This window comes from uncultured Albimonas sp. (assembly GCF_963977235.1).
Lineage (GTDB): Bacteria > Pseudomonadota > Alphaproteobacteria > Rhodobacterales > Rhodobacteraceae > Albimonas.
The window spans coordinates 44,748-69,277 of record NZ_CAXBOD010000014.1 but is presented as its reverse complement, the minus strand read 5'-3'; the positions used below and the strand labels follow the sequence as shown (position 1 = coordinate 69,277).

The 24,530-nt window shown below is 69.1% G+C and carries 19 protein-coding genes, 1 tRNA gene and 1 pseudogene; 14 read left to right on the top strand and 7 right to left on the bottom strand.

The window, feature by feature from the left end; translation table 11 throughout:
- The first annotated feature begins 4 nt into the window (after nt 1–4).
- From AAC134_RS09615 to AAC134_RS09600, 4 genes are read left to right on the top strand one after another with little or no spacing between them, the layout of a single operon-like run.
- Complete coding sequence (locus AAC134_RS09615; protein ID WP_339948868.1) at nt 5–1,210, top strand: hypothetical protein; 1,206 nt, start codon at nt 5–7, stop codon at nt 1,208–1,210.
- The gene (locus AAC134_RS09610) at nt 1,203–2,894 is read left to right on the top strand and encodes an SUMF1/EgtB/PvdO family nonheme iron enzyme (protein WP_339948867.1); all 1,692 of its coding nucleotides are present in this window, start codon (nt 1,203–1,205) and stop codon (nt 2,892–2,894) included. Before AAC134_RS09615 ends, AAC134_RS09610 begins: the two co-directional genes overlap by 8 nt.
- A gap of 52 nt (nt 2,895–2,946) precedes the next feature.
- On the top strand, nt 2,947–3,696 hold the full coding sequence (locus AAC134_RS09605) for a hypothetical protein (RefSeq protein ID WP_339948866.1): 750 nt from the start codon (nt 2,947–2,949) through the stop codon (nt 3,694–3,696).
- 3 nt (nt 3,697–3,699) lie between these two features.
- Complete coding sequence (locus AAC134_RS09600; RefSeq protein ID WP_339948865.1) at nt 3,700–4,230, top strand: hypothetical protein; 531 nt, start codon at nt 3,700–3,702, stop codon at nt 4,228–4,230.
- A 317-nt stretch (nt 4,231–4,547) separates the two neighbouring features.
- Here the strand turns inward: AAC134_RS09600 and AAC134_RS09595 are convergent.
- Nucleotides 4,548–4,624, bottom strand: a tRNA-His gene (locus tag AAC134_RS09595).
- 132 nt (nt 4,625–4,756) lie between these two features.
- Here AAC134_RS09595 and AAC134_RS09590 point away from each other — a divergent pair.
- Nucleotides 4,757–4,933 (top strand): annotated as a pseudogene (locus AAC134_RS09590) (DUF6324 family protein); the annotation flags it as partial.
- A gap of 171 nt (nt 4,934–5,104) precedes the next feature.
- On the opposite strand, the gene AAC134_RS09585 reads toward AAC134_RS09590, so the two are convergent.
- Complete coding sequence (locus tag AAC134_RS09585) at nt 5,105–5,587, bottom strand: MmcB family DNA repair protein (RefSeq protein WP_339948864.1); 483 nt, start codon at nt 5,585–5,587, stop codon at nt 5,105–5,107.
- 182 nt (nt 5,588–5,769) lie between these two features.
- Between AAC134_RS09585 and AAC134_RS09580 the strand changes: the two genes are divergently transcribed.
- The 6 genes from AAC134_RS09580 (at nt 5,770) to AAC134_RS09555 (ending at nt 13,101) form a co-directional block, all read left to right on the top strand.
- On the top strand, nt 5,770–6,372 hold the full coding sequence (locus tag AAC134_RS09580; protein ID WP_339948863.1) for a hypothetical protein: 603 nt from the start codon (nt 5,770–5,772) through the stop codon (nt 6,370–6,372).
- 219 nt (nt 6,373–6,591) lie between these two features.
- Complete coding sequence (locus AAC134_RS09575) at nt 6,592–7,929, top strand: NAD(P)-dependent oxidoreductase (protein WP_339948862.1); 1,338 nt, start codon at nt 6,592–6,594, stop codon at nt 7,927–7,929.
- A 104-nt stretch (nt 7,930–8,033) separates the two neighbouring features.
- Nucleotides 8,034–9,242, top strand: coding sequence for a glycosyltransferase (locus tag AAC134_RS09570; protein ID WP_339948861.1), 1,209 nt, complete (start codon nt 8,034–8,036; stop codon nt 9,240–9,242).
- 25 nt (nt 9,243–9,267) lie between these two features.
- Nucleotides 9,268–10,569, top strand: coding sequence for an NAD-dependent dihydropyrimidine dehydrogenase subunit PreA (gene preA / locus AAC134_RS09565; protein ID WP_339948860.1), 1,302 nt, complete (start codon nt 9,268–9,270; stop codon nt 10,567–10,569).
- A 25-nt stretch (nt 10,570–10,594) separates the two neighbouring features.
- Entirely contained in the window at nt 10,595–12,115 is a 1,521-nt protein-coding gene (locus AAC134_RS09560) for a hypothetical protein (RefSeq protein WP_339948859.1), read from the top strand.
- 95 nt (nt 12,116–12,210) lie between these two features.
- On the top strand, nt 12,211–13,101 hold the full coding sequence (locus AAC134_RS09555; RefSeq protein ID WP_339948858.1) for a DMT family transporter: 891 nt from the start codon (nt 12,211–12,213) through the stop codon (nt 13,099–13,101).
- Between the two features lie 31 nt (nt 13,102–13,132).
- On the opposite strand, the gene AAC134_RS09550 is transcribed toward AAC134_RS09555, so the two are convergent.
- Complete coding sequence (locus AAC134_RS09550) at nt 13,133–14,881, bottom strand: monovalent cation:proton antiporter-2 (CPA2) family protein (RefSeq protein ID WP_339948857.1); 1,749 nt, start codon at nt 14,879–14,881, stop codon at nt 13,133–13,135.
- 485 nt (nt 14,882–15,366) lie between these two features.
- Between AAC134_RS09550 and carB the strand changes: the two genes are divergently transcribed.
- From carB to AAC134_RS09535, 3 genes are all read left to right on the top strand, one after another.
- A complete protein-coding gene (carB, locus tag AAC134_RS09545) occupies nt 15,367–18,621 on the top strand; it encodes a carbamoyl-phosphate synthase large subunit (RefSeq protein ID WP_339948856.1) in 3,255 nt (1,084 codons plus the stop codon).
- Between the two features lie 91 nt (nt 18,622–18,712).
- Nucleotides 18,713–19,186 (top strand): DUF1489 domain-containing protein, encoded by a 474-nt coding sequence (locus tag AAC134_RS09540; protein WP_339948855.1) that lies wholly within the window; start codon nt 18,713–18,715, stop codon nt 19,184–19,186.
- A complete protein-coding gene (locus tag AAC134_RS09535) occupies nt 19,183–19,791 on the top strand; it encodes a hypothetical protein (RefSeq protein WP_339948854.1) in 609 nt (202 codons plus the stop codon). Before AAC134_RS09540 ends, AAC134_RS09535 begins: the two co-directional genes overlap by 4 nt.
- A 217-nt stretch (nt 19,792–20,008) precedes the next feature.
- Here the strand turns inward: AAC134_RS09535 and AAC134_RS09530 are convergent, their stop codons facing one another.
- From AAC134_RS09530 to hisS, 4 genes are all read right to left on the bottom strand, one after another.
- Complete coding sequence (locus AAC134_RS09530; protein ID WP_339948853.1) at nt 20,009–20,893, bottom strand: pantoate--beta-alanine ligase; 885 nt, start codon at nt 20,891–20,893, stop codon at nt 20,009–20,011.
- Between the two features lie 102 nt (nt 20,894–20,995).
- Nucleotides 20,996–21,727 carry an ATP phosphoribosyltransferase gene (gene hisG, locus AAC134_RS09525; protein ID WP_339948852.1) on the bottom strand — a complete coding sequence of 244 codons (732 nt, stop codon included), beginning with the start codon at nt 21,725–21,727 and terminating at the stop codon, nt 20,996–20,998.
- Nucleotides 21,724–22,887 carry an ATP phosphoribosyltransferase regulatory subunit gene (locus tag AAC134_RS09520; RefSeq protein WP_339948851.1) on the bottom strand — a complete coding sequence of 388 codons (1,164 nt, stop codon included), beginning with the start codon at nt 22,885–22,887 and terminating at the stop codon, nt 21,724–21,726. The genes hisG and AAC134_RS09520 overlap by 4 nt, the downstream gene beginning before the upstream one ends.
- Entirely contained in the window at nt 22,887–24,404 is a 1,518-nt protein-coding gene (hisS, locus tag AAC134_RS09515; RefSeq protein ID WP_339948850.1) for a histidine--tRNA ligase, read from the bottom strand. The genes AAC134_RS09520 and hisS overlap by 1 nt, the downstream gene beginning before the upstream one ends.
- Between the last annotated feature and the right edge of the window lie 126 nt (nt 24,405–24,530).

Sequence of the window (24,530 nt, the reverse complement as noted above, 5' to 3'; positions counted from 1 at the left end):
CGGGATGGGGCGCTGGTTTCTGCACGCCCTCTCGCTCGCCTGGGCCGAACTGCGGGCAGATCCGCGCAGCACCGCCTGCTTCATGCTGGCCTTCGTCGGCGCGGCCCTGCCGCTGCTGCTGCTGCTGGCGCTCAAGCAGGGCGCGATCGGGGCCATCGTCGACGAACTCGTCGAGGATCCGCGCAACCGCGAGATCATTCCCGTCTCCTCTGCGGTATACGACGGCGACTTTGCGGCCCGCGCGATGGCGCTGGACGGCATGGGCTTCTTCATCCCGGACACGCGCAACATCTCCGCCCGGCTGGCGCTGGCGCGCAACCCTACGGCGCGCCGGTCGTATCCGGGCCTGGGGCTGCTGCCAACCGGCCCCGGAGACCCCCTCTACGACGGCCCTGCGCCGCGATGGGAGGCGCGGGAGGTGGTGCTCAGCGCCGCGGCCGCGCGCGAGCTTGCGCTTTCGCCGGGCGAGCGGATGGAGGCGCGAGCCGAGCGCATCCTGCGCGGCGAGCGACAGGCGGTGACCCTGGAACTCACCGTTATCGCCATCGCCCCGGCCGAGCGCATCGGCCAGCCTTATGCCTTTGTGCCCCTGCGCCTGCTGGAGGCGATGGAAGCATTCACCGACGACGCCTCGATCCGTCCCGAAACCTGGCTCGAGCAGCCGCCTGCCGGCTTCCATGCCAGCTTCCGCGCCTATGCGGCCTCGGTTCACCGGCTTGAAGATGTGCGCGACGGACTGAAGGCTCTGGGCGCGGATGTTCGCGTGCGCGCAGAGAACGCCGCTATTGTGCTGCGTCTCGACCGGGTCCTGACCGGCCTCTATGCGCTGATCGCAACTTGTGGGGCGGGCGGGTTCTTCCTCGGACTCGCGGCGAGCTTGCGCGCCAATCTCGAACGCCAGCGCGCCGCGTTCGGAATGCTCCGTCTGCTCGGCGCCCCGGCCCTGCTGCGCGGCGGCGTCTGCGTCGCGCAGGCTCTTGCCGTGGTTGGGGGCGGGCTGGTGCTGACGCTTGCGTCTTTCTTCATGCTTTCCGGCTTCGTCAATGTAGTGTTTAGTGACCTTGGTGGCCCGTACGGCTTGATTTACGCGGGAGCCGGGACCCTGGTCTCGGCTTGTCTGGCCGCCTTGTTTCTCGCCGTCGTCGCCGCCCTCTGGAGCGTGCGCGAGGCTATTCGGATTGGAGCGGACGAGGGGTTCCGCAGTGGTTGAGCATAACACCGCGCCGATCGCCCGGCTCGCCTCGCGCAGCGGCCCTCCCGCATTGACCCTGCGCCGGGGGATCGCCGCTGCGGCGGCCTTCGCTGCGGCAGGCTTCGTGGCCGCGCCGCCGGCCCACGCCGACACGCCACAGATTGTCTGGCAGGAGCAACACTACAACCGCACGCCGCTGGAGGACGATCTTGTCCTGCCGATGCCCTGCGGCGGAGCCATGGCGTTTCGCCCTGTCGCAACGCCCCACGCAGCGAACGCGTTGGCCGATCTCAAGATCGTGGTGGGCGAGGCGGACGGCGATCACGACTATCTTCGCGGTCTGCGCGAGGCTCATGTCTCGGGTGCGTTTCGTGACGAGGCGACGGGCTCGCGCCGCTACTACGTCGCCAAGTTCGAGGTCGCCGCGCCACAGTACGATGCGGTGATGAAGCCATGCCCGGACCCGCTGCCGGAACTCAAGCGCAGCAGCTTTCTCGCGCAGAGCGGGGTCAGTTGGTTCGAGGCCATCGAATTTACCCGCCGCTACACCGAGTGGCTCTGGACGGAGGCGCGAACGTCGCTTCCGCGCAGCGAGGGCGCGCTAGCCTTCGTCAGGCTTCCGACCGAAGCGGAATGGGAGTTTGCAGCCCGTGGCGGCGCGCGGGTCGACGACGTCGCCTTCCGCCGCAGCCTGCCGGACCTTGACGGCCGCACGCTGGCGCAGATCGCGGCGACCGGCGACACGTCCTCGGCCGGCGGACAGCTTCAGACCATCGGATATCTCGCGCCCAACCCGCTCGGCCTGCATGACATGCTCGGCAATGTCGGCGAGATGACGGAGGACGCGTTTCGCCTCAACCGCTACGGCCGGCTTCACGGCATGACCGGCGCCTTCGTCGTAAAAGGCGGCGACGCCCGCACCCCCAGCGAGCGCATCTCGCTTGGAATGCGGGACGAGTACGGGTTCTTCGATCCCGCCACCGGCCTCGCCACACGCGACCGCTACGTCGGCTTCCGCCCGGCTCTTGGGGCGGTCGTGCTCAGCTCGCAGGAGAGACTGGCTGCGATCCAGACCGGCTACGAGACGCTCCGAGCCTCGGATCCCGACAACCCTGCGCTGCGCAAGGCCGATGAAGCCATGTCGCGGATCGACGACGCCGTAACCCGCGCCGCGGAGCGGTCAGGTGACGCCGCGATGGTCGAAGACCTGCGCGAGGCACGCCGTTTGCTCCAGGAGGCGCAGGCTGAGCGGGACGCCCAGCGCGACCGCGCGCTGGGCAACCAGCTCCTGGCGGGCTCGGTCGCCTGCAACCGGATCCAGGGTCAGCTGGGCGCTGCAGAGGCCGCGCTGAAGATGAGCCTGCACGCCGCCGAGATCATCAGGGACATCGAGGCCGGCGGCGATGCCACTCAGGTCGCGGAGGGCCGCCGGCGCCAGGCCGAGATCGACGACAGCCTGCGCCAGGTCGAGTCGGCGCTTGACCGGTCCGTCGCCTTCTATGCGGCCCTGATCGAGACGCTGGCCACCGATTACGGTGAAGCGCTCGTGACATCCCAGGCCGCGGCGGTTCGGCGGCAGCAGATCGAGCGAGGCCAGACCGACATACTCGCCTGTCTGGACCACGCGCAGCGCCACGCCGCCGAGCGCCGCACGAACGGCGTCCTGGATAGGGAGGCTTGGCTTCGGGACTTCCGCAACTGACCGCTGGGGCCCGGCGCATGGGCCATGACGTGTAGCGAGGGGAAATATTGTGATGACGAGAAAATATCTGTTCAATCGAGGCGCCGTCGCGCTGGCGCTGGCGGCCATCGCAGCTGGGCCGCTGAGCGGCTGCGACCAGACCACCCGGGGCATCACCACGGTCGCGCAATCCTACGGGATCGGCTCCGACCTGACCCCTGAAGAGCAGGCGCTGGTCGACGAATCGGCCGACATCGTCGAACGCAGCATGTTCCAGGGCGCGCTCATCGGCGCGCTCGCCGGCTGTCTGGGGGGCATGTTCGTCGCGGACAACCTCGCGGTCGGCTGCGCTGCCGGGGCCGCGGGCGGCGCGGTGATCGGCGGCGTGGCTGGCGCGACCGTCGGTCAAGGCAATGCTGACGCTTCGATCACCCTCAAGGACGAGAACGAGAAGATCGCCGCGCTGCAGGAAGAGCGTCAGCGCCTCGACTCGTTCTCGGTCAAGCTCAAGAACCGGATCGCCGCTCAGGAAGCCGAGCTCCAGGAGCTGGATCGCAAATACGTCGCCCAGCAGATCACAGCCGAGGCCTACGCTCAGGACTACAACCGCATCAAGTCGTTCCGCACCCAAGTTAAGGACAACCTGGAGGCCGAGCTTGAAGACCGCGAGGAGGATCGCGCCAAGCTTGTCGAGGCCTCCACGAAGGGCGTCGACGTCTCGCGCGTAAGGCAGCCGATGGACGAGAATATCCGTCTGCTGCGCACGTTGTCTGACGCCGCCGGCGACCTCGCGCCGCCCACGGCGCCGATCCAGGGAGTTTGAGCCATGACCTGCTCGGGACCCGCGTGCAGCCGCCTCTCCCGGATCCGCCTCCGCGCGCCCGGGCGAGGCTCGGTTGCCGCGCTGATGCTGGGGCTGGCGTTGGGCGCCTGCACTGGCGCCAAGAATCCGAATGAAGCCGGCTTCCTCGATGGTCTCCGAAACCAGACCGACGGCACCTACTCCGGCCAGATCGAGGCCAGGCAGGATGAGCGGGCGGGCCTCGAGGCGGCCAACGCGCTGCTCGACGACGAGGTGACGAGCCTGGAGCGGACCAGTGACGTCAACGAGGCGAAGCTGGCCTCCGCCCGCTCGAAGCTTGGGGACCTGAAGTCACGAACGGCGCGTCTTCGCTCCCTCTACGAGTCGGACCGCGCCAGATATGCCGACGAGCTGGAAACGCTTGCGTCGGTGGAGCGCGGGATCAGTCGCCAGGAACACACGCTTTCCGGCGGGGTGTCGGAGGGCGACACTGAAGCTGCGCTTGGCCGGCTGAACCGGCTGGCCGACGTGATCGACAGTCTCCCTGGCGCCTGAGCCCCAGGCGTCAGGAGCGCGCGCAGACCGGATATCGGTCGGGATGTCGCGGCTGGTGTCCGCCGCCGCCGCTGCGCTTGCTGGCCAGTGAGAAACAACCCTGCAAGCGTTCCGCCCACGCGGTCCAGCCAAGCGTCGCGCCTCGGTCAAGGAGCTGCAAGGCGTTCGCCAGTCGGCCAGGTGCTTCGCCCGTATGCGGGAGACTGTTCGCGTTGCGGTCGGCGGCGGAGCGCTCTATGGGCCCGCGTCTTGCGATTCCAACCTGCGCAGGGTCGTGCCGGCCTCGATCAGATTGCGCGCAAGTCGGCGAGGGAAAGTGGTACCGACGCCCCGGCTCGAACGGGGGACCCCCAGATCCACAATCTGGTGCTCTAACCTACTGAGCTACGTCGGCACGCGGGGGGGTCGATAGCGCCGGATGCGTCGCAATGCAAGAGGGCCGCGCCCGGTTGCGTCGCGCACGCGCCCTTGCGTCGCGCGCCCGGCGGCAGTAGCAGCGCCCGAACCAACCGACGAGGACCGGCCAATGGGCATCGATTCCGAAAGCAACGTCTCCGCGAGCCTGCAGATCGGCCCCACCAGCGAGGGCATGGTCCGCATCTACGTCGAGGGCGAGGGATTCTCGCTCCCGCTCGACTTCGAGCCGGAGGAGGCCGAGGAGATCGCCGAGGAGCTCAGGGGCTCTGCCGAGCGCGCCCGCGCCGCGAGCAACCGGGGCGGCGGCGGCGGCGGACGCGCGAAGTCCTCTGGCCCGGGCGGCAAGTCCGCTCGCGGGCCGGGCCGCAGCGGCGGCGGGCGGCCCGAGGGCGGCGGCGGCCGGGACCGCGGCCCGCGCCGGTGATTCGAGGCGCCTGACGCGCCGCTCCGCGCGCCGTCAGATCTCTGACAGGGCGGGCAGCCCCGGGTCCAGCGCCATGCGCAGCCGGACCGAGGCCACCCGCGCCGCCTTCAGCGTCAACGCCTTGCGCCGCGCGGGCGGAAGGACGCTCGGCTCGGCGGGGTGGCGCAGGATCTCCGCGCCGAAGGCGTCGGCGCGCAGCAGGCCATGCTCGGGCGGCAGCGCCTCGTCGGGGAAGGCGTCGTCCACCGCGAAGAAGAAGCGGTCGCACCAGGCGAGGTAGCCCGGCCACTTACGGTCCGAGCGAAAGTCCGGCAGACCCGACTTGCACTCCACGATCCAGATCTCGCCCTTGGGCCCGACCGCGAAGACGTCGGCGCGCAGGCCGCGGTCGGGCGCGAACTCCGCGATCGGGGCGAAGCCGAGGTCGATCAGCAGGCGGCACACCCCGCGGGCAAGCAGCACGCCGGGCTGCGGCGGGGGGACCGAGGCAGGCTCGGGGAAGGGGGGCCGGGACATCGCACGCTCCTTGTTCGCGCTATGTTCTCCGGTCTCGCGCCATGCGTCAACACGGCCGCCGCGAAGCGGTCCGCGCGGCGAATGGAGTATGAACCCCAGCTTTCGGTGGTGTTAATATTCCGCGATTCGGTTGCGATTCGGCGACTGGTATCGTGTCGCGTACAGTTGAGGAGCCGCCCCTCATGAGATCCTGCGTTCTCGTCCCGCTCGCGCTGGCCTTTGGGCTCGCGCTTGCGCCGGTCGTCGCCCAGGCGGCCACCGTCTTCGACTTCTACTGGTCCGGGGTCGACGTCGACGACCCCGCGCATGCGTTCACCGCAAGCGGCACGATGACGATCGAGAAGGACGCCGGCGAGGCGTTCGACTTCACCGACATCAGCTCGGTGGCGATCACCCTCGACGGGGGCGTCCTCGGCAGTTTCGTCATCGACGACTGGACGTCGGGCGCCGGAACCATCGACGGAAGCGGCGCGTTCGCGACCTGGGATCCGACCTCCGAGCCGTACTTCTACAGCAACTTCAGCGGCACCACCGCGCTGGCCGACGGCTACTATTTCGGCTGCGACATCGCCGACTGCACCAGCAATGGAAGCGCCGGGGTCGCCAGCCCGATCGCGATCATCTTCGACGCCGGCGCGGTCCACCGGGTGGCCTATGACAGCCCCTCTGACGCGGCCGCGTCGATGACGCTGACCTTTGCGGCGGTGCCGTTGCCCCCGACCCTGCCGCTGGCGGCCCTGGGCCTGGCCGCGCTCGGCTGGATCTCGCGCCGCCGCGCCGCCTGAACTCGCCGCCCGGCTGGCGGCCTGGCGACCGCTGAAGACCGCGCCCGGTCGCCGAAAGGCGGCCGGGCGCGGTCGTTTCGGTCCGTCGAGGGCGGTTTCCGCGCGCGGACGGCGGCGCCGCGCCATTTACCAGTTGATAAATTTTCGAACTCGCCACAGGCTGAGTCGCGACCGGCCAGCCCACGACCTCCAGACCGAACTCTCGGGAGACCGCCAGCCATGACATCCGCGCGCCGCGCCCCCGGAATCGCCCCCGCCCGACTGCCGGCGGAGGAGCTGGCGGCCAACTTCTCAGACCTCCACCCCCGCTTTGGCGACCACGAGGCGCTGGTCGCCGCGGATCGCTGCTATTTCTGCCACGACGCGCCCTGCACCCTCGCCTGCCCGACCGAGATCGACATCCCGATGTTCATCCGCGAGATCCAGGGCGGGCACCCCAAGTCGGCGGCCAGGACGATCTTCGACCAGAACATCCTGGGCGGCATGTGCGCCCGCGTCTGCCCCACCGAGACGCTGTGCGAAGAGGCCTGCGTGCGGATGACCGCCGAGGGCGACCCGGTCGAGATCGGCCGCCTGCAGCGCTACGCCACCGACGCGCTGATGGCCGAGAACGGCCACCCCTATTCCCGCGCGCCCGAGACCGGCAAGCGCGTCGCCGTGGTCGGCGCGGGGCCCGCCGGCCTCGCCTGCGCGCACCGTCTGGCGATGCGCGGTCACGCGGTGACGGTCTACGAGGCCCGCCCCCGCCCCGGCGGCCTGAACGAATACGGCATCGCCGCCTACAAGGCCGTCGACGGCTTCGCCCAGGCCGAGGTCGACTGGCTGCTGCGCATCGGCGGCATCGAGATCGTCGAGGGCCGGCTGGGCGAGGGCCTGACGCTGGACGCGCTCGCCGCCGACCATGAGGCGGTGTTCCTGGGCGTCGGCCTTGCCGCCGTGAACGCCCTGCGCGCCGAGGGCGAGGACCTGGCGGGCGTCCAGGACGCGGTCGACTGGATCGCCGCCCTGCGCCAGGCCCCGGACTACGAGTCCGTGCCCGTGGGCCGCAACGTGGTGGTGATCGGCGGCGGCATGACCGCCACCGACGCCGCCATCCAGTCCGCCCGTCTCGGCGCCGAGCAGGTGACGCTGGTCTACCGCCGCGACCGCGAGGCGATGGCCGCCTCCGACTTCGAGGTCGAGCTCGCCGCCGCCTCCGGCGCCCGGGTGATCACCAACGCCCGCCCCGTGCGCGTGCTGGGCGAGGGCCGCGCCCAGTCCATCGAGTTCGAGTACACCGAGAGCGGCCCCGAGGGCCTCACGGGCACGGGCGAGACCTTCGCCCTCCCCGCCGACCACGTGATGAAGGCCATCGGCCAGACCCTCTCGCCCCCCGCGGGGCTGGAGATCGAGGGCGGCAAGATCAAGGTCGACGTCAACGGCCGAACCTCCCGTGCATGGGTCTGGGCAGGCGGCGATTGCGCGACCGGAGGAGACGATCTTACAGTCAGCGCTGTGGCGCAGGGACGGGACGCCGCAGAGAGCATCGCGGCATCAATGAGAGATTCATCGAACTAAACAGCAGCGCGGGGTCGAGGTGCATCCTCGGCGACATCGGGCTAGCATCCGGGACGGAAGCTCTACGTCCGATCTCACATCGGAAGGTCAAGATGTCGTCTCTATTGCTCTACATCAGCGTAGGCTTCTTTCGTCATCAGGGCCAGATCTGGTGTGAGAGCCAGGCAAAGAACGGGTTGCGTCTCTGGGCGCGTCACTTCGACCGCCTTACCGTGGTGGCGCGCTGCGATGCCGCTGCCCCGCCCGAAGGTTATGAGCCTCTTCTAGGCGACGAGGAGTGGGCGCCGCGCGTCGCTTTCGAGTGGGTGCCCAGCGCCTGGACGTTGCGGCGTTTCCTGCCTGCTCTTCCGAACGTGACGCGACGCTACCGGCGGCTGATCAATGAACATGACCGCGCGGTCTTTGGCCTTGGAGGCGTCATCGGCGCGTGGGGAGCGGTCGGCGCCGTCTTGGCGGGATGCATGGGACGTCCATACGCCGTATGGACGGACCGCGTCGTGAGCGAGGTCATGCGTGAGGACGCCAAGGCGGTCAGCGGTCTGTCAAGGATCAAGCGCGAGGTCGACTGGCGGCTTAGCCGGCGCCTCGACGCCCATCTGGTGCGCCACTCGGCGCTGGGACTGTTCCATGGCGCCTCAACCTTTGAGGCATTCAGCCCGATCTGCCCCAATCCACATATCGTGCATGACTCGCACGTTTCCGCAGCGCAGGTCCTGACCGACGCGGAACTCGCTGAGAAGCAGGATTCGCTGAAGGGCGCCGAGACGATCCGCATCGTGTATGCGGGTCGGGCCGCATTGATGAAGGGGCCGCTGGATTGGGTTAAGGCAATCGCGGGACTGAGAGAGGCGGGCATCGACCTGTCAGCGCTCTGGGTGGGCGATGGTCCCCTTCTCGAGCAAGCCAAAGCTCGAGCCAGCGAACTCGGCGTCGCCGATATCATAGAGTTTCCAGGGTTCATCTCTGACCGCGAGACTGTGCTTCGCGTCTTGAGTGAGGCTCACATCCTGATGTTCTGTCATAAGACCCCCGAGTCCCCCCGAATCCTGATCGAATCGATGTCTCGCGGCACGCCGATCGTCGGCTATGGCGATGCGTTCTCGGCGGACCTCCTGCAGTCAGTGGAAGCAGGCGTGCTGACGGAGAAGAACGACCTGAAGCGCCTGGTCGACGCTGTGGCTTCGCTTTCGGTTGATCGCCCGCGCCTCGCCAACATGATGACCGCCGCTCGGGACAGGGGGCGCGATTTCACCGATGAGGCTGTGTTCCGTCATCGTTCGGAAGTCATTCTCGAAGAGCTGCCCATCGCCTGAGCACCAACTTAAGGGAGAGAGTCGCATGGCCGACCTCGTGAACGACTTCATTGGGATTCGCTCACCCAACCCGTTCTGGCTCGCCTCCGCGCCGCCCACCGACAAGGAATACAACGTCCGCCGCGCCTTCGAGGCCGGCTGGGGCGGCGTGGTGTGGAAGACCCTTGGCCTCGACCCCCACGTGGTGAACGTCAACGGCCCCCGCTACGGCGTGATCCATGGCCCCGACCGAAGAATCCTCGGCCTCAACAACATCGAGCTGATCACCGACCGCCCCCTCCAGACCAACCTCGACGAGATCAAGGCCGTCAAGCGCGACTACCCCGACCGGGCGGTCGTCGTCTCCCTGATGGTCCCGTGCGAGGAATCCGCCTGGAAGGAGATCCTGCCGCTCGTCGAGGCCACCGGCGCCGACGGCATCGAGCTCAACTGCGGCTGCCCCCACGGCATGTCCGAGCGGGGCATGGGCGCCGCCGTCGGCCAGGCCCCCGACCTGATCGAGCAGATCACCCGCTGGTGCAAGCAGATCACCCGCATGCCGGTGATCGTGAAGCTGACCCCCAACATCACCGACATCCGCGGCCCCGCGCGCGCGGCGGTGAAGGGGGGGGCGGACGCGGTCTCGCTGATCAACACGGTCAGCTCGATCACCTCGGTGAACCTCGACACCTTCTCGCCCGAGCCCTCGATCGACGGCAAGGGCTCCCACGGCGGCTACTGCGGCCCGGCGGTGAAGCCCATCGCGCTGAACATGGTCGCCGAGATCGCCCGCGACCCCGAGTGCCGCGGCATCCCGATCTCGGGCATCGGCGGGGTCACCACCTGGCGCGACGCGGCCGAGTTCATCGCTCTGGGCTGCGGCAACGTGCAGGTCTGCACCGCGGCGATGACCTACGGCTTCCGGGTGGTGACCGAGATGGCCACGGGTCTCGAGCGCTGGATGTCCGAGGCCGGCCACCCCTCGACCGCCGCCTTCCAGGGCCGGGCGGTTCCGAACGTTACGGACTGGCAGTATCTGAACCTGAACTACGTAACCAAGGCCCGCATCGACCAGGAGGCCTGCATCAAGTGCGGCCGCTGCTACGCCGCCTGCGAGGACACCTCCCACCAGGCGATCTCGATGAGCCCCGAGCGGGTCTTCGAGGTGAAGGACGACGAGTGCGTCGCCTGCAACCTGTGCGTCGACGTCTGCCCGGTGGAGAACTGCATCACCATGGAGCGCCTGGCCCCGGGCACGGTGGATCCCCGCACCGGGAAGGTGGTCGAGGAGGGGTTCGCCGACTGGACGACCCACCCGAACAATCCGGCGCGGGTGGCGGCGGAGTGATGCTGCGATTCGAGGAGTGAGATTTGTGGAAGTAGACGAGTTTGATTTCGGCTCAGAGGACGCTCGGAACCTCAACCTTCGGAGCGAAAGCGAGCGCAGAGCTTTTGTTGATAGTTTTGTGCCACCTAGGAGATTCAAGCTTGATGATTTCTATGAAGGAGGTAAGTATTTTGTCTATGGGCCAAAGGGAGCTGGAAAAACTGCGCTCTTGCAGTACATAAGAATCAAAGCTGAGGAAGAACTCAGCGCAGCTGCCGAATTTTATTTCTTTCAAAGCTCATTCTCGGAGAGCGAGCTAAATGCCTTTAAAGCGAAAAAACGCAACGAAAACGAAGAAATCATTGATGATAGGTCGCTAGTAAATGCAGATGAAGCTGCAATTTTCTGGCGGCTCTTTTTTCTTGTCGAGGCAGCCCGAATTCTCAGACGCTCAAACGTAATCGACGGGCCTGCCAGCGACTTCCATAAAATGGTAGAGATCTCAAAACTAATATCTCAATCCAAGAATGTTGGAAAGCGCTACCCTGTATTAAAAGAGTTTCACATCAAGCTATCCAAGAACCCCGAAATTCAGATAGACGGTGATTTTGCAGAAGCGACACCGGCAGATCTATCAGTTTATCTAGAATTGGCAGAGGAAAAGCTTGATTCAGTATACCTTGAACAGCGTCCAATCTTTCTTTTTGTAGACGAAATGGAGATATACTCACACGGCGACCAACGTGACGACTTGAGAATCGTTGCAATCGGCTCTCTTGTTAGAGCGGTGAGAAATTTTAATGAAAGATTTTTTGATTCAGATATACGCATTATTGCGGCAATAAGAGACGAAGTTGCGGAGCGCGTTTCTGTGGTTCAGGGCGAGATATACAGGATCATTCGCGACAAAGGCATCAAACTTGAGTGGAACGCGACGATAAAATCAGGATTCCATCCGCTGGAAAAGATGGTTCTTGGGCGGATTGTTTGTCAAGATGGAGAGTTTTCTGGATATCGATTCCCGATTGACGATAGCGAGCTTGAAGCTGCGCACAAGAAATACTTTCCAGGCAAACACTCGCTGTCGAAATGCCTTGATCTAACATGGTACCGGCCGCGAGATCTTGCCCTCCTTTTTGAAGAAGCTTCAATCATTGACGCTGGGCGCAGCAAGTTTCGACAAAAGACTCTAAGGGAAGATGTCTTAAAATCACTAGGCGAACGGCTCTGGCAAGATGCGCTATCTGGGCTTGCCGTACAATATACAAGAACTGAATTGGATGGCATTGATCGAATTTTCCGAGGAGGCAAACCAACCTATACTCGACCAGATTTCATTGCCAGGATATCCGACCTATCCGATATGTATGACGATGTCGCAATTCTAAGCGAAATTAAATGGACCAAAATACTAGAGGATCTCTACAGAGTGGGTGTTTTGTTTACCACGGAAGAAAGCACTGGTTATAAAAATTTCTACTTCCGAGGCGATCCCCCTCCCGCTTTCTCAAAAGCGTTTACAGTGAGCGTACACCAGTCTCTTCGAAAGGAGCTATCGATTGCTTAGCTCCGCGGGTCGGGGGATCAGCTATCTTTCTGGCAAGATAGCTTGCCCCCCCTCCCCACCCCGCATACCCCTCCGGCCCACCACCCGGAGCCCCCATGACCCCCACCCGTGACCGCAGCCTCGGCCACCTGGCCATGCTGCTCTTCGCCCTCGTCATCTCCGGCAGCTTCTCGCTGGGCGGGCGCGCCGCCGCGCTCATCGCGCCCGAGGCGCTGAACGCCGCGCGGTTCGCGCTGGGGTCGGGGGTGCTCGCGGGGGCGGCGATGATGGGGCCGGGGTTGCGGCGGGCGCAGCTCGTCCAGCCGTGGCGCTATCCGCTGCTGGGGGGGCTGCTGGCGCTCTACTTCATCCTCATGTTCGTGGCGCTCAGGATCACCGATCCCGTCTCCACCGGCGCCGTCTTCACCCTGACCCCGATCCTCTCGGCCCTGTTCGGCTGGATCCTCCTGCGGCAGGCCGCGCCGCCGAGGATGGCCGGCGCCCTGGCGCTGGGCGGCGCAGGGGCCGCCTGGGTGATCTTCGACGGCACGCTCGAGCGCCTGCTCGCCTTCGAGATCGGGCGGGGCGAGGCGATCTTCTTCGTCGGCGTCGCGGCCCACGCCCTCTACACCCCCCTGGTGCGTCGGCTGAACCGGGGAGAGCCGGCGCTGGCCTTCAGCTTCTGGACCATGCTGGCGGCCTGCGGGATCATCTGGATCGTGGCGCTGGCCACCGGCTCGATCTTCTCGACCGACTGGAGCGCGATGCCCCCCATTGTCTGGGGCGCCATCGTCTATCTGGCGCTGGGGGCCACCGCGCTGACCTTCTTCCTGCTGCAGTTCGCGGCGATGCGGCTGCCCTCGGGCAAGGTGATGGCCTACGGCTACCTCGTCCCCTCGTTTATCGTGCTGTGGGAGGGGCTGTTCGCCGGCCAGTGGCCCGGACCCAGCGTGCTGGCGGGCATCGGCGTCACCATCGTCGCCATGCTGCTGCTGCTGAGGGAATAGCAGGGGCCCCGCGCCTGGCCGGGCGCCTCCCTCAGCCCGGCTGGTCGAGCGTGTATTTCTCGCGCAGCTTCTGCAGCCCCTCCTGGATGCCGTACTGGGTCTGCAGGCGGGCGAGCTCGGCGTCGCGGCGGCGGAATTCCTCGATCAGGTCGGAGGCGACGTCGCCGTCGCCCATCCGGTGCAGGCCTCGGCGGGCGAGCTCGACCGCGCTCTCGAAGGTCTCGCGCACCACCTCGTGGGCGCCGGCCTCGCGCAGCTCGACCTCGGAGAAGCGGTCGTAGGTGTCGGCGAGGATCAGGGCGTCGGGGAAGGCGTGGCGGATCTTCTCGACCGCGGCCTTGGCGCCGTCGCGGTCGTCGATGCACAGGAAGATCATGTCGGCATTGGCCGCCCCGGCCATCTTCAGCACGTCGAGCCGCCGCGCGTCGCCGTAATAGACCGTGGCCCCCATCGAGGCGCCCATGCGGATCAGCCGGGTGGAGTTGTCGATCACCGTCACGTCGTAGCCGCGCATCCGCATCACCCGGGCCACCACCTGGCCCACGCGGCCGAAGCCCGCGACGAGGATGCGGGTGTTGGGGGCGTCCTCGAGCGCGCCGGCGTCGGCCTCGCCCTCCTCCTCCTTCGGGCGCTGCCGGTCGGCGAGCTTCAGGGCGAAGGGGGTCAGCACCATCGAGAGGGTCACGATGGCCGAGAGGATCGAAGCCTCGAACCGGTCGATCAAAAGGTTGGAGGCGGCGGCGGCGAACATCACGAAGGCGAACTCGCCGCCCTGGCCCAGGGTGGCCGCGATGCGCACCGCGTCGAAATGGTCCGAGCGCGCCACCCGCGAAAGGCCGTAGAGCGCGGCGCCCTTGACCGCGAACAGGCCGAACGCGCCGCCCAGCACCACCCACCAGGCGCCGGCGACCAGCCCCCAGTCGACCGACATGCCAAAGCCCATGAAGAACAGGCCCAGCAGCAGGCCGCGGAACGGCTCGATGTCGGTCTCGAGCTGGTGGCGGAACTCGGTGTCGGCCATCAGCACGCCGGCGATGAAGGCGCCCATGGCCATCGAGAGGCCCACCGCATGCATCGCCAGCGCCGAGCCGATCACCACCAGCAGGGCCGCGGCGGTGAACACCTCGTCGGCCTTGGAGCGGGCGATGACGGTCAGCAGCGGACCCATCCCGTAGCGCACCACGACGACCAGGGCGGCCACGGCGCCCAGCGCGATGGCCCCGTTCTCGAGGTCCAGCGCGTCGCCGCGCGCGAACGGGGCCAGGATCGCGATCAGCGCCAGCAGCGGCACGATGGCGAGGTCCTGGAACAGCAGGATCGAGAACGAGCGGTCGCCGTAGGGGCGCGAGAGGTCGCCGCGTTCGCGCAGCAGCTGGATGGCGAAGGCTGTCGAGCTGAGCGCCAGGGCCGAGCCGATCACCAGCGCCGCTTTCCAGCCGAACCCGGTCATCCGCAGCACCGGGAACAGCAGCGCCCCGGTCACCACCACCTGCGCGAGGCCGAGGCCGAAGATCTCGTACCGCATCCGCCACAGGCGCGAGAGCCGAAGCTCGAGCCCGATGACGAACAGCAGCAGGACCACGCCGAATTCGGCGAACCCCACCACGGTCTGCACGTCGGCGACCAGCGCCAGGCCGTAGGGGCCGATCAGCGCCCCGGCCGCGAGATAGCCGATCACCGAGCCCAGTCCGGCGCGCTTGAAGATCGGAACCGCCATCACGGCGGCCCCCAGGAAGACGGTCGCGGTCTCGAGAAAGGCTGGATCCGCCTCGGTTGCCATCGCGCGTTCGGGTCCTTGCCAACAGGATCAGGGTACGGATTACACTATGCGCAACAGGTTAATGGCCTGTCGTGTCGAGCGGCAATCGCCAATCCCGCCCGATGCCGCGGCGCGTCGCCTCCCGGAGCGGGTCCCGGGCGACGCGCCCTCGCGGCGGCTGTTGAGAACGAGCGTGGAGCGTGCGGATGAGCGCACAGACCCGGGGCGAGGGCGCGCTGGCGGGGCCGGCGAGCGGACGCGCGGGCCTGTGCGCGCTCGCGGCGGCGTCGGGGGCGATCGGGCTCTCGGTCGCGATGTGGGGGGCGGCGTCGCGGCCGCTTCCGGCGCCATGATCGGCGCTGCGGCGCCCCCGTGGCCTCGCCCCGCCTTGCGTCCCGTGCGCGCTCCGCTATAACCCGCGCGGTCCCAGCCGACCTGACCGTTTGACGCCCGACCCTGCGCGACTCGCGCGGGCCAGAGGCGAACGAGCACCGAGGAACGCCCATATGCCCCGTCGCGACGACATCTCCTCGATCCTGATCATCGGCGCGGGGCCCATCGTGATCGGACAGGCGTGCGAGTTCGACTACTCCGGCGCCCAGGCCTGCAAGGCGCTGCGCGAGGAGGGTTACCGGGTGATCCTGGTGAACTCGAACCCCGCCACGATCATGACCGATCCCGAGATGGCCGACGCCACCTACATCGAGCCGATCACGACCGAGATCCTGACCCGGATCATCGCCGAGGAACGCCCCGACGCCCTGCTGCCCACCATGGGCGGGCAGACCGCGCTGAACGCAGCCCTGGCGCTGGACGACGCCGGCGTGCTGGCCGAATACGGCGTCGAGCTGATCGGCGCCAAACGCGCCGCCATCGAGATGGCCGAGGACCGCAAGCTGTTCCGCGAGGCGATGGACCGCATCGGCCTCGAGAATCCGGCCGCGACCATCGCCTCGACCATGCAGGAGTGCATGGACGCCATCGAGCATGTGGGCCTGCCCGCCATCATCCGCCCCGCCTACACGCTCGGCGGCACCGGCGGCGGCGTCGCCTACAACCGAGAGGACTATGAGCGGATCTGCAAATCGGGCCTCGACGCCTCGCCCGTCAGCCAGATCCTGATCGATGAATCCCTGCTGGGCTGGAAGGAATTCGAGATGGAGGTGGTCCGCGACAAGGCGGACAACTGCATCATCATCTGCTCGATCGAGAACGTGGACCCGATGGGCGTCCACACCGGCGATTCGATCACGGTCGCCCCGGCGCTGACCCTGACCGACAAGGAATACCAGCGGATGCGCAACGCATCCCTGGCGGTCCTGCGCGAGATCGGGGTGGAGACCGGCGGCTCCAACGTCCAGTTCGCCCTGCAGCCCGAGACCGGGCGCATGGTGGTGATCGAGATGAACCCGCGCGTGTCGCGGTCCTCGGCGCTGGCCTCGAAGGCGACCGGCTTCCCGATCGCCAAGATCGCGGCGAAGCTGGCGGTGGGCTACACGCTCGACGAGCTCGACAACGACATCACCAAGGTGACGCCGGCGAGCTTCGAGCCGACCATCGACTATGTGGTCACCAAGATCCCCCGGTTTGCGTTCGAGAAATTCCCCGGCGCCAAGGACGACCTGACCACCGCGATGAAGTCGGTGGGCGAGGTGATGGCCATCGGCCGGTCCTTCGCCGAGTCGATGCAGAAGGCTCTCGCCTCGATGGAGACCGGCCTGACCGGCTTCGACGAGATCGAGATCCCGGGCGTCGACGACAAGACCGCCGAGCCCGACCGCAAGCGCGCCGTGATCGCGGCCCTGTCCCGGACCACCCCCGACCGGATCCGGATCATCGCCCAGGCGATGCGCGAGGGGCTGAGCCTGGACGACATCCAGGCCGCCACCGCCTACGACCCGTGGTTCCTCGAGCAGATCTCGGAGATCATCGAGGTCGAGGCGAAGCTGATCGCCGAGGGGCTGCCTCGCGACGCCGCCGGCCTGCGGGCGCTGAAGATGATGGGTTTCTCCGACGCGCGTCTCGGCAAGCTCGCCAACATGTCCGAGGACGCGGTGCGCCGCATCCGCCACGCCATGTCGATCCGCCCCGTCTTCAAGCGCATCGACACCTGCGCGGCCGAGTTCGAGGCGCAGACCCCCTACATGTATTCGACCTATGAAGCCGACGCGATGGGCTGGGTCGAGTGCGAATCCCGCCCCACGCAGGGCAAGAAGGTCGTGATCCTGGGCGGCGGTCCCAACCGGATCGGCCAGGGGATCGAGTTCGACTACTGCTGCTGCCACGCCTGCTACGCGCTGACCGAGGCGGGCTACGAGACCATCATGGTCAACTGCAACCCCGAGACGGTCTCGACCGACTACGACACCTCCGACCGGCTGTATTTCGAGCCGCTGACCGAAGAATCGGTGCTCGAGATCCTGTTCAAGGAGCAGGAGGCGGGGACCCTGCACGGCGTCATCGTGCAGTTCGGCGGCCAGACGCCCCTGAAGCTCGCCCGTGCGCTCGAGGCCAACGACATCCCGATCCTGGGCACCACGCCCGACGCCATCGACCTCGCCGAGGACCGCGAGCGCTTCCAGCAGCTGCTCAACAAGCTGGGGCTCAAGCAGCCCCGCAACGGCATCGCCACCACCGGCGAGCAGGCCCTGCGCATCGCGCAGGAGGTCGGCTACCCGGTCGTGATCCGCCCCTCCTACGTGCTGGGCGGCCGGGCGATGGAGATCGTGCGCGACGACGAGGGGCTCAACCGCTACATCCGCGAGGCGGTGGTGGTCTCGGGCAAGTCGCCGGTGCTGGTCGACAGCTATCTCTCGGGCGCGGTCGAGGTGGACGTCGACGCGCTCTGCGACGGCGAGACCGTGCATGTCGCGGGCGTCATGGAGCATATCGAGGAGGCCGGCGTGCACTCGGGCGACAGCGCCTGCTCGCTGCCCCCCTACACGCTCTCGCGCGAGATGATCGACGAGCTGAAGGCGCAGGCCAAGGCCCTGGCGCTGGGCCTGAACGTGGTCGGCCTGATGAACGTGCAGTTCGCGATCAAGGACGGCGAGATCTACGTGCTCGAGGTCAACCCGCGCGCCTCGCGCACCGTGCCTTTCGTCGCCAAGGCCGTCGGCTCGCCCATCGCGGCCATCGCCGCGCGGGTCATGGCCGGCGAGAAGCTGGGCGCCTTCACGCTGAAATCCCCCGACATCGACCGGTTCGCGGTGAAGGAGGCGGTTCTGCCCTTCGCCCGCTTCCCCGGCGTCGACACCCTGCTGGGGCCGGAAATGCGCTCCACCGGCGAGGTGATGGGCCTCGACGTCTCCTTCGACCGGGCCTTCCTGAAGTCGCAGATCGGCGCGGGCACCCTGCTGCCCGAGAGCGGCCGGGTCTTCGTCTCGGTCCGCGACGCCGACAAGACGGCGATCCTGGAGCCGGCGCAGACCCTGACCGAGCTGGGCTTCCAGCTGCTCGCCACCGGCGGCACCGCGGCCTTCCTGCGCGAGAACGGGGTCGAGGTGGAGACGGTCAAGAAGGTCTACGAAGGCCGCCCCAACATCGTCGACGCGCTCAAGGACGGGCAGGTCGCGCTGGTGATCAACACCACCGAGGGCAACCAGTCGGTCTCCGACAGCCGCGAGATCCGCTCGGTCTCGCTCTACGGGAAGATCCCCTACTACACCACGGCCGCCGGGGCCCGGGCCGCCGCCCGCGCCATCCGCGACCGTCGGTCCGGGGCGCTCGACGTCGCCCCGCTGCAGCGCTACGCTTCCTGAGGAAAGGGGGCCCGCGACGGGCCCCCGGTTCCCAGAGGCCGCCGCGCCCGGATCGCCGGGCGCAGGGCCGCAGTCCGACCGGAGAGACCTCGTGCGCGACGACCTCCCCCCCGAGACCGTTCCCCGCCTGCACATCGTCAAGCTGTGCGTGGGCGCGGAATCGGTCGAGGATCTGGAGAGCTGGCAGCGCGCCCGCGCCGCCGAGGCGCTGGCGACCGGCCGCGATCCCCGCCCCATCCACGTCACCCGCATGTGGCCCCGCCGCGAGGACGAGATCCTGTCCTCGGGCGGCAGCCTCTACTGGGTGATCAAGGGCGTGGTGCTGGCCCGCCAGCGCATCGAGGAGATGCAGGAGGTCGACCGCGGCGACGGCGTGCGCCGCTGCGCCCTGGTGCTGGACCCCGAGATCGTGCGCACTCAGCCCGCCCCGCGCCGCCCCTTCCAGGGCTGGCGCTATCTGTCGCCGGAGGCGGCGCCGGGGGATCTGTCCTCGCCCGGCGGCGCGCCCGCCGGCGACCTGCCGCCGGAACTGGCGCGCGCGCTGGCGGATCTCGGCGTGCGATGACCACCGCGGACCCGATCCTCGCCGCCGCGCTGTCCCCCCTGCGGGAGCTGCATCTCGCCGACCTGCTGGCGCGCATGGCGCGGGCCATCGACGCCGGCGCCGACATCGTGCCCGAGCCCTGGAAGCGCGGCCCCGACGGCCGGGTGCTGCGCGACGGCGTGCTCGACCTGCCCTCGCGCCACGATTTCGAGGCCGAGGAGAGCGGCCGCATCACCCACCCCGACGTGCGCACGCCTCTGCCGCGCCAGCTGGCCGCCACGTTGACGCCGCTGGAGCTGATCGCCGCCCCGGGCCTGTCGCTGAGGGTGACGCCGTTCCGCTGGGAGGCGGCGATGCTGGCCATGGAGATCGAGGGCGGCGTGCCCGACCTCACCCCCCTGCGCCGCTGGTTCCTGGAGTTCTCGCAGCCCGGGACCGAGCAGATGGAGACCGAGGACCTGCTGGGCGTGGTCCACTCGATGTCCGACCCCGAGCCGCTGCCCGCCGGGATCGCCTTCCACATCGATTTCGGCTCGGCGCCCATCGTCGCGGTGGCGGAACTGGCCGAGGCCGCCGCCCAGGCCGGCGCCCGCCACGCCCGTCTGGGATCCTTCGACGGGATCTGAGCCGGGGCCCGCGGCCCGATCGTTCCAGACGCCGCCTGTCACACCCGCCCCCCGGGCCTGACCCGGGGCCTCGCGCGGCCGCCGCCGGGCGCTCCGCACGCAGGTTTGCGCGGGGGACGCGCGCGGGAGGACCCGGGTCAGGCCCGGGGCGCGCGCGGTCTCGATGGAGCTCCTCGCCGGAGACGGGGAGCGCGGGGCAGGCGGTCGGCCGCCCGGCTCAGCCGTCGAGCGGGTTGCGCTTCTCGCCCAGGGGGACGTTGTCGATCAGGCGCAGGTCGCCGATCTCGATGGCCGCGAAGATGCGGGCGGGGGCGCCGGAGGCGACGTCCTCGACCTCGGCCAGCGTCTCGGCGTCGCGCAGGTCGAGGTATTCCACCTCGGCCCCCGCGTCGGCGAGCGCGTCGGCGGCGGCGTCGAGCGTCGCGTCGACCTCGGCGCCGGCGTCGATCGCGGCGGCGGCGCGGCGCAGCTCCCGCCACAGGCGCACGGCGGCCTCGCGGTCCTCGCCCTCGAGGTCCTGCGCGCCGTCGGCCCAGGCCACGCCGTCCTCGTCCCGCTCGGTCGGGGCGACGCGGATCTCGGTGGCGAGGTCCAGGTCCTTCGCCACCCGGCGCAGGATCGCCAGGCGCTGCCAGTCGCGCTCGCCGATCACCGCCACGTCGGCCTGCGCCTGGCTGAGCAGGCGGGTGCAGGCCAGCGCAAAGCCCGCGAACCGCTCGGGCCGCTCCTCGCCGCAGAGCACGTCGGTCAGGCCGGGCAGGCGGATGTCGACCACGGAGCAGACCGGGAACAGGCTCTGCGCCGAGGGCAGATAGACGGCGTCGGCGCCGGCCTCCTCGACCCGCTCGGCGGCCTCGATCTCGTCGAAGCCCTCTTCGCCCGCGCCGGGCTCGGGCCGCCCTCCGTGGTCGTCGTGGCGCCAGCGGGCGACGGCGGCCAGCACCCGGTCGGCCTCGCCGCGCGCGGCGCGGATCAGGGCCAGGTGGCCTTCATGGAGCGAGCGGCCCACCGGCACCACGGCGACCGTCTCGCCGAAGGCGCGCCAGGACCGGATACGGGAACGCAGCTGGGGGGTCGATCTCAGGATCGGCAGACCTTGCATGCGGCGAAGCACCTCGAGGTGAACACGGATTTCCAGGCGACAGGAATTGCATCCGCCCGACGGCTGACCCACAGGCGAATATCGCATCGTCCGAATATGACGCTATTGTGGCGGAACGGCAGATGCAAGCGCGGGCGTTTGCAGGATTTCCGCAAGAACATCAAGGGTCTTTACCTGCGCGGCAGCCTTGGGCGCCGTCAGCGAAAGACAGAGCTGGGCCTGACTCCGCAGGATCACCCCGTCCTCCAGCGGCCGCAGCCGGTTGGCGGTCAGCGTGGCCCCCGAGGAGGTGATGTCGGCGATCGCCTCGGCGGTGCCCTGGCGGACCACGCCCTCGGTCGCGCCCTGGCTGTCGACCAGCACGCAGTCGGCGACCCCGTGGGCGCGCAGGAAGCGGCGCACCAGCAGGTGATACTTGGTGGCGATGCGCAGCGGCCGGCCGAGGCGCGCCCGCACGCGCCCCGCGACCGCGTCCAGATCGTCCATCGTCTCGACGTCGGCCCAGGCGTCCGGCACGGCGATCAGCAGGTCCGCGTGGCCGAAGCCCATCGGCGCCAGCAGCCGCACCGACGCGTCCGCGTCGGGGATCCGCTCGCGCACCATGTCCTCGCCGGTGACGCCCAGATGGATGCGCCCGGCGGCGAGCTCGCGCGGGATCTCCCCGGCCGAGAGCAGGGCGAGGTCGACCCCGTCCACCCCCTCGATCCGGCCGGCGTATTCGCGATCGGAGTCGGAGCGGACCACATGCAGCCCGCGATCCGCGAACCAGGCGCGGGCCGAGTCCATCAGCCGGCCCTTGGAGGGCAGGCCCAGGATGATGCGATCCGAGGTCATGACGCGCCTCCCGCCGGTCCGGTGGCGGCGATCATCGCCTCGGGGCGCACGATGCCGCCGACTGCGGGCAGCGCGCCATGGCCCAGGCGCTGGGTCAGCGCGTCGTAGCGACCGCCCCCGCCCAGCGGCGGCAGCGGCAGGCCCGCGGCGGTCGGGGCCGCGGCGAATTCGAAGGTGAAGCCGTCGTAATACTCCAGCCCGCGCCCGAAGGAGGCGTCGAAGGGCAGCGCCGAGGCGTCCACGCCGCGCGCCTCCAGCGCCTCGAGCCGGCGGGCGAAGCGGTCGAGCGCGGGGGACAGCGCGCCCCCCTCGTCCAGCCCGCGCAGGGTCTCGAGCGCCTCGGCCGAGGGGCCGGCGACCGCCAGAACCGCCTCCAGCCAGTCGATCTGCGCGCGGGGCAGGACCAGCCGGGCGTCGGCGGCCAGCTCCCGCGCGCGGGCCAGCACATCCTCATAGCCGCGGGCGCCGTGGAGCGGGCCCAGCGCGCGGACATGGGCGCGCAGGGCGTCCTCGCCCTGCTCGACGGCCGCGATCAGCGCGCTCCGGGCGGGGGAGGGCGCGGGCCGCTCGCCATAGGCCTCGAGCCTGCGGCGGAATTTGGCGGGGCGCCAGACATGGCGGCGCAGCGCCTGTTTCCAGCGCTCGGGCGCGGCGAGCCCCGCAATGGCCGCGAAGACGATCGAGAGGTCGCCGGTGCGTGGCCGCGCGGTCGCCGCCGCCTCGGCCAGCGCGTCGCGGATCAGGGCGAAGACCTCGGCGTCGGCGGCCACCGCGTCGGGCTCTCCCAGGATCTCGACGCCGGCCTGGAGGTATTCGGTGGGCCGGGTCGAGCCGGGCTCCTGCCGCCGCCAGACCGGGCCGGCATAACGGTAGCGCGCCGGGCTGACGCCGCCCTGCAGGTGCAGACGCAGGACGGGAACGGTGAAGTCGGGGCGCAGCATCAGCTCGCCGTCGACCGGGTCCTGGGTGACGAAGGCGCGGCCGCGGATGTCCTCGCCATAAAGCGTCAGCAGCTCGTCGGAGGGCTGCAGCGTGGCGGGCTCCACCGCCTGCGCCCCGGCCCCGGCGAACAGCGCGTCGATGCGCGCCAGCTCGCCCGCCAGCCGGTCGAGCCCGTCGCCGATGCGGCCGCCGGGGAGGTAGGCGCGCGAGGCGGACATCAGCCGCGGCCCGTCCCGGTCCCGGCGCCGCCGCGGGCGATGATCTCCTGCACGCCCTTGACGAGAGCGGCGCGGGGGATCTCCATCTGCGCGGGCTGGGCCGCCCACGCCTCATGGGTCTCGATGTCGGCGGCAAGCCGCGCGCCGAGCGCCAGGTCCTTGAGCTGGACGACGCCGCGGGCGCGTTCGTCCTCGCCCTCGATCACCGCCACGGGGGCGTTGCGGGCGTCGGCGTATTTCAGCTGCTTGCCCATGTTGCCGCCGCCCAGGAACACCTCGGCGCGGATGCCGGCGGCGCGCAGCTCGCGGGCCATGGCCTGGTAGGCGCCCATCCGGGCCTTGTCCATTGCGGTCACGATGACGGGGCCGGAGGTCGCGCTCTCGAGCCGTCCCTTGGCCAGCAGCGCTGCCAGCAGCCGGTCCACGCCGATCGAGACGCCGGTCGCGGGCACCGTCTGGCCGGTGAAGCGCTTGACCAGGTCGTCGTAGCGCCCGCCGCCTGCGACCGAGCCGAACTGGCGCGGGCGGCCCTTCTCGTCGAGGATCTCGAAGGTCAGCTCGGCCTCGTAGACGGGCCCGGTGTAGTAGCCGAGACCCCGCACCACCGAGGGATCGATGATCGCCTTCTCGGGGCCGAGGCCGGCGGATTCCAGCAGCTCTGCGATGGTCTCCAGCTCGGTCACGCCCTCGGCGCCTGCGACCGAGGCGCCGACGAGCTCGCGCAGGCGGGCGCAGGTGGCCGCGCCGGTGTCGCGCCTGGCCGAAACGAAGCCCATCACGATGTCGGCCTGCTCTTCGGACAGGCCCGCGCCCTTGGTGAAGTCGCCCGAGGCGTCCTTGCGGCCCTCGCCCAGCAGGGCGCGCACGCCGGCCTCGCCCAGGCGGTCGAGCTTGTCGATGGCGCGCAGGACGATGCCGCGCTCGGCCGCGAATTTCTCCGTGTCGGCGGGGTCGAGGACGCCGGCGGCCTCCATCACCCCGTTCAGCACCTTGCGGTTGTTCAGCCGGATCACGTAGTCGCCGGCGGGAATGCCCGCAGCCTCGAGCGCCTGGGCCAGCATGGCGCAGATCTCGGCGTCGGCGGCGGGGCTCGCCGAGCCGACGGTGTCCGCGTCGCACTGGTAGAACTGGCGGAAGCGGCCGGGGCCTGGCTTCTCGTTGCGCCAGACCGGGCCGACGGCATAGCGGCGGTAGGGGTTGGGCAGGGCGTTGCGGTGCTGCGCATAGACGCGCGCCAGCGGCGCGGTCAGGTCGTAGCGCAGGGCCAGCCAGCCCTCGTCCTCGTCGTTCCAGGCGAAGACGCCCTCGTTGGGGCGGTCCACGTCGGGGAGGAACTTGCCCAGCGCCTCGACCGTCTCGACGGCCGAGGACTCCAGCGGCTCGAACCCGTGCGCGTGGTAGACGTCGGTGATCGCGGCGAGCATCTCGGCGCGCTGGCGCACCTCGGCGCCGAACGAGTCGCGGAACCCGCGCGGGGTCTCCGCCCTGGGCCGGCGCGGTTTCTTGTCCTTGGCCATGGGAATCCCGTCGTCTGCGGACACGGTCTGCCGCGCCCCGGGCGGGGCGCAGGCGCTCCCTAGCCGAAGGGAACCCCCGGAGCAAGGCGAGGGCGGCCGAGTCGCCCCCGGGGACGGCCGTGCGCA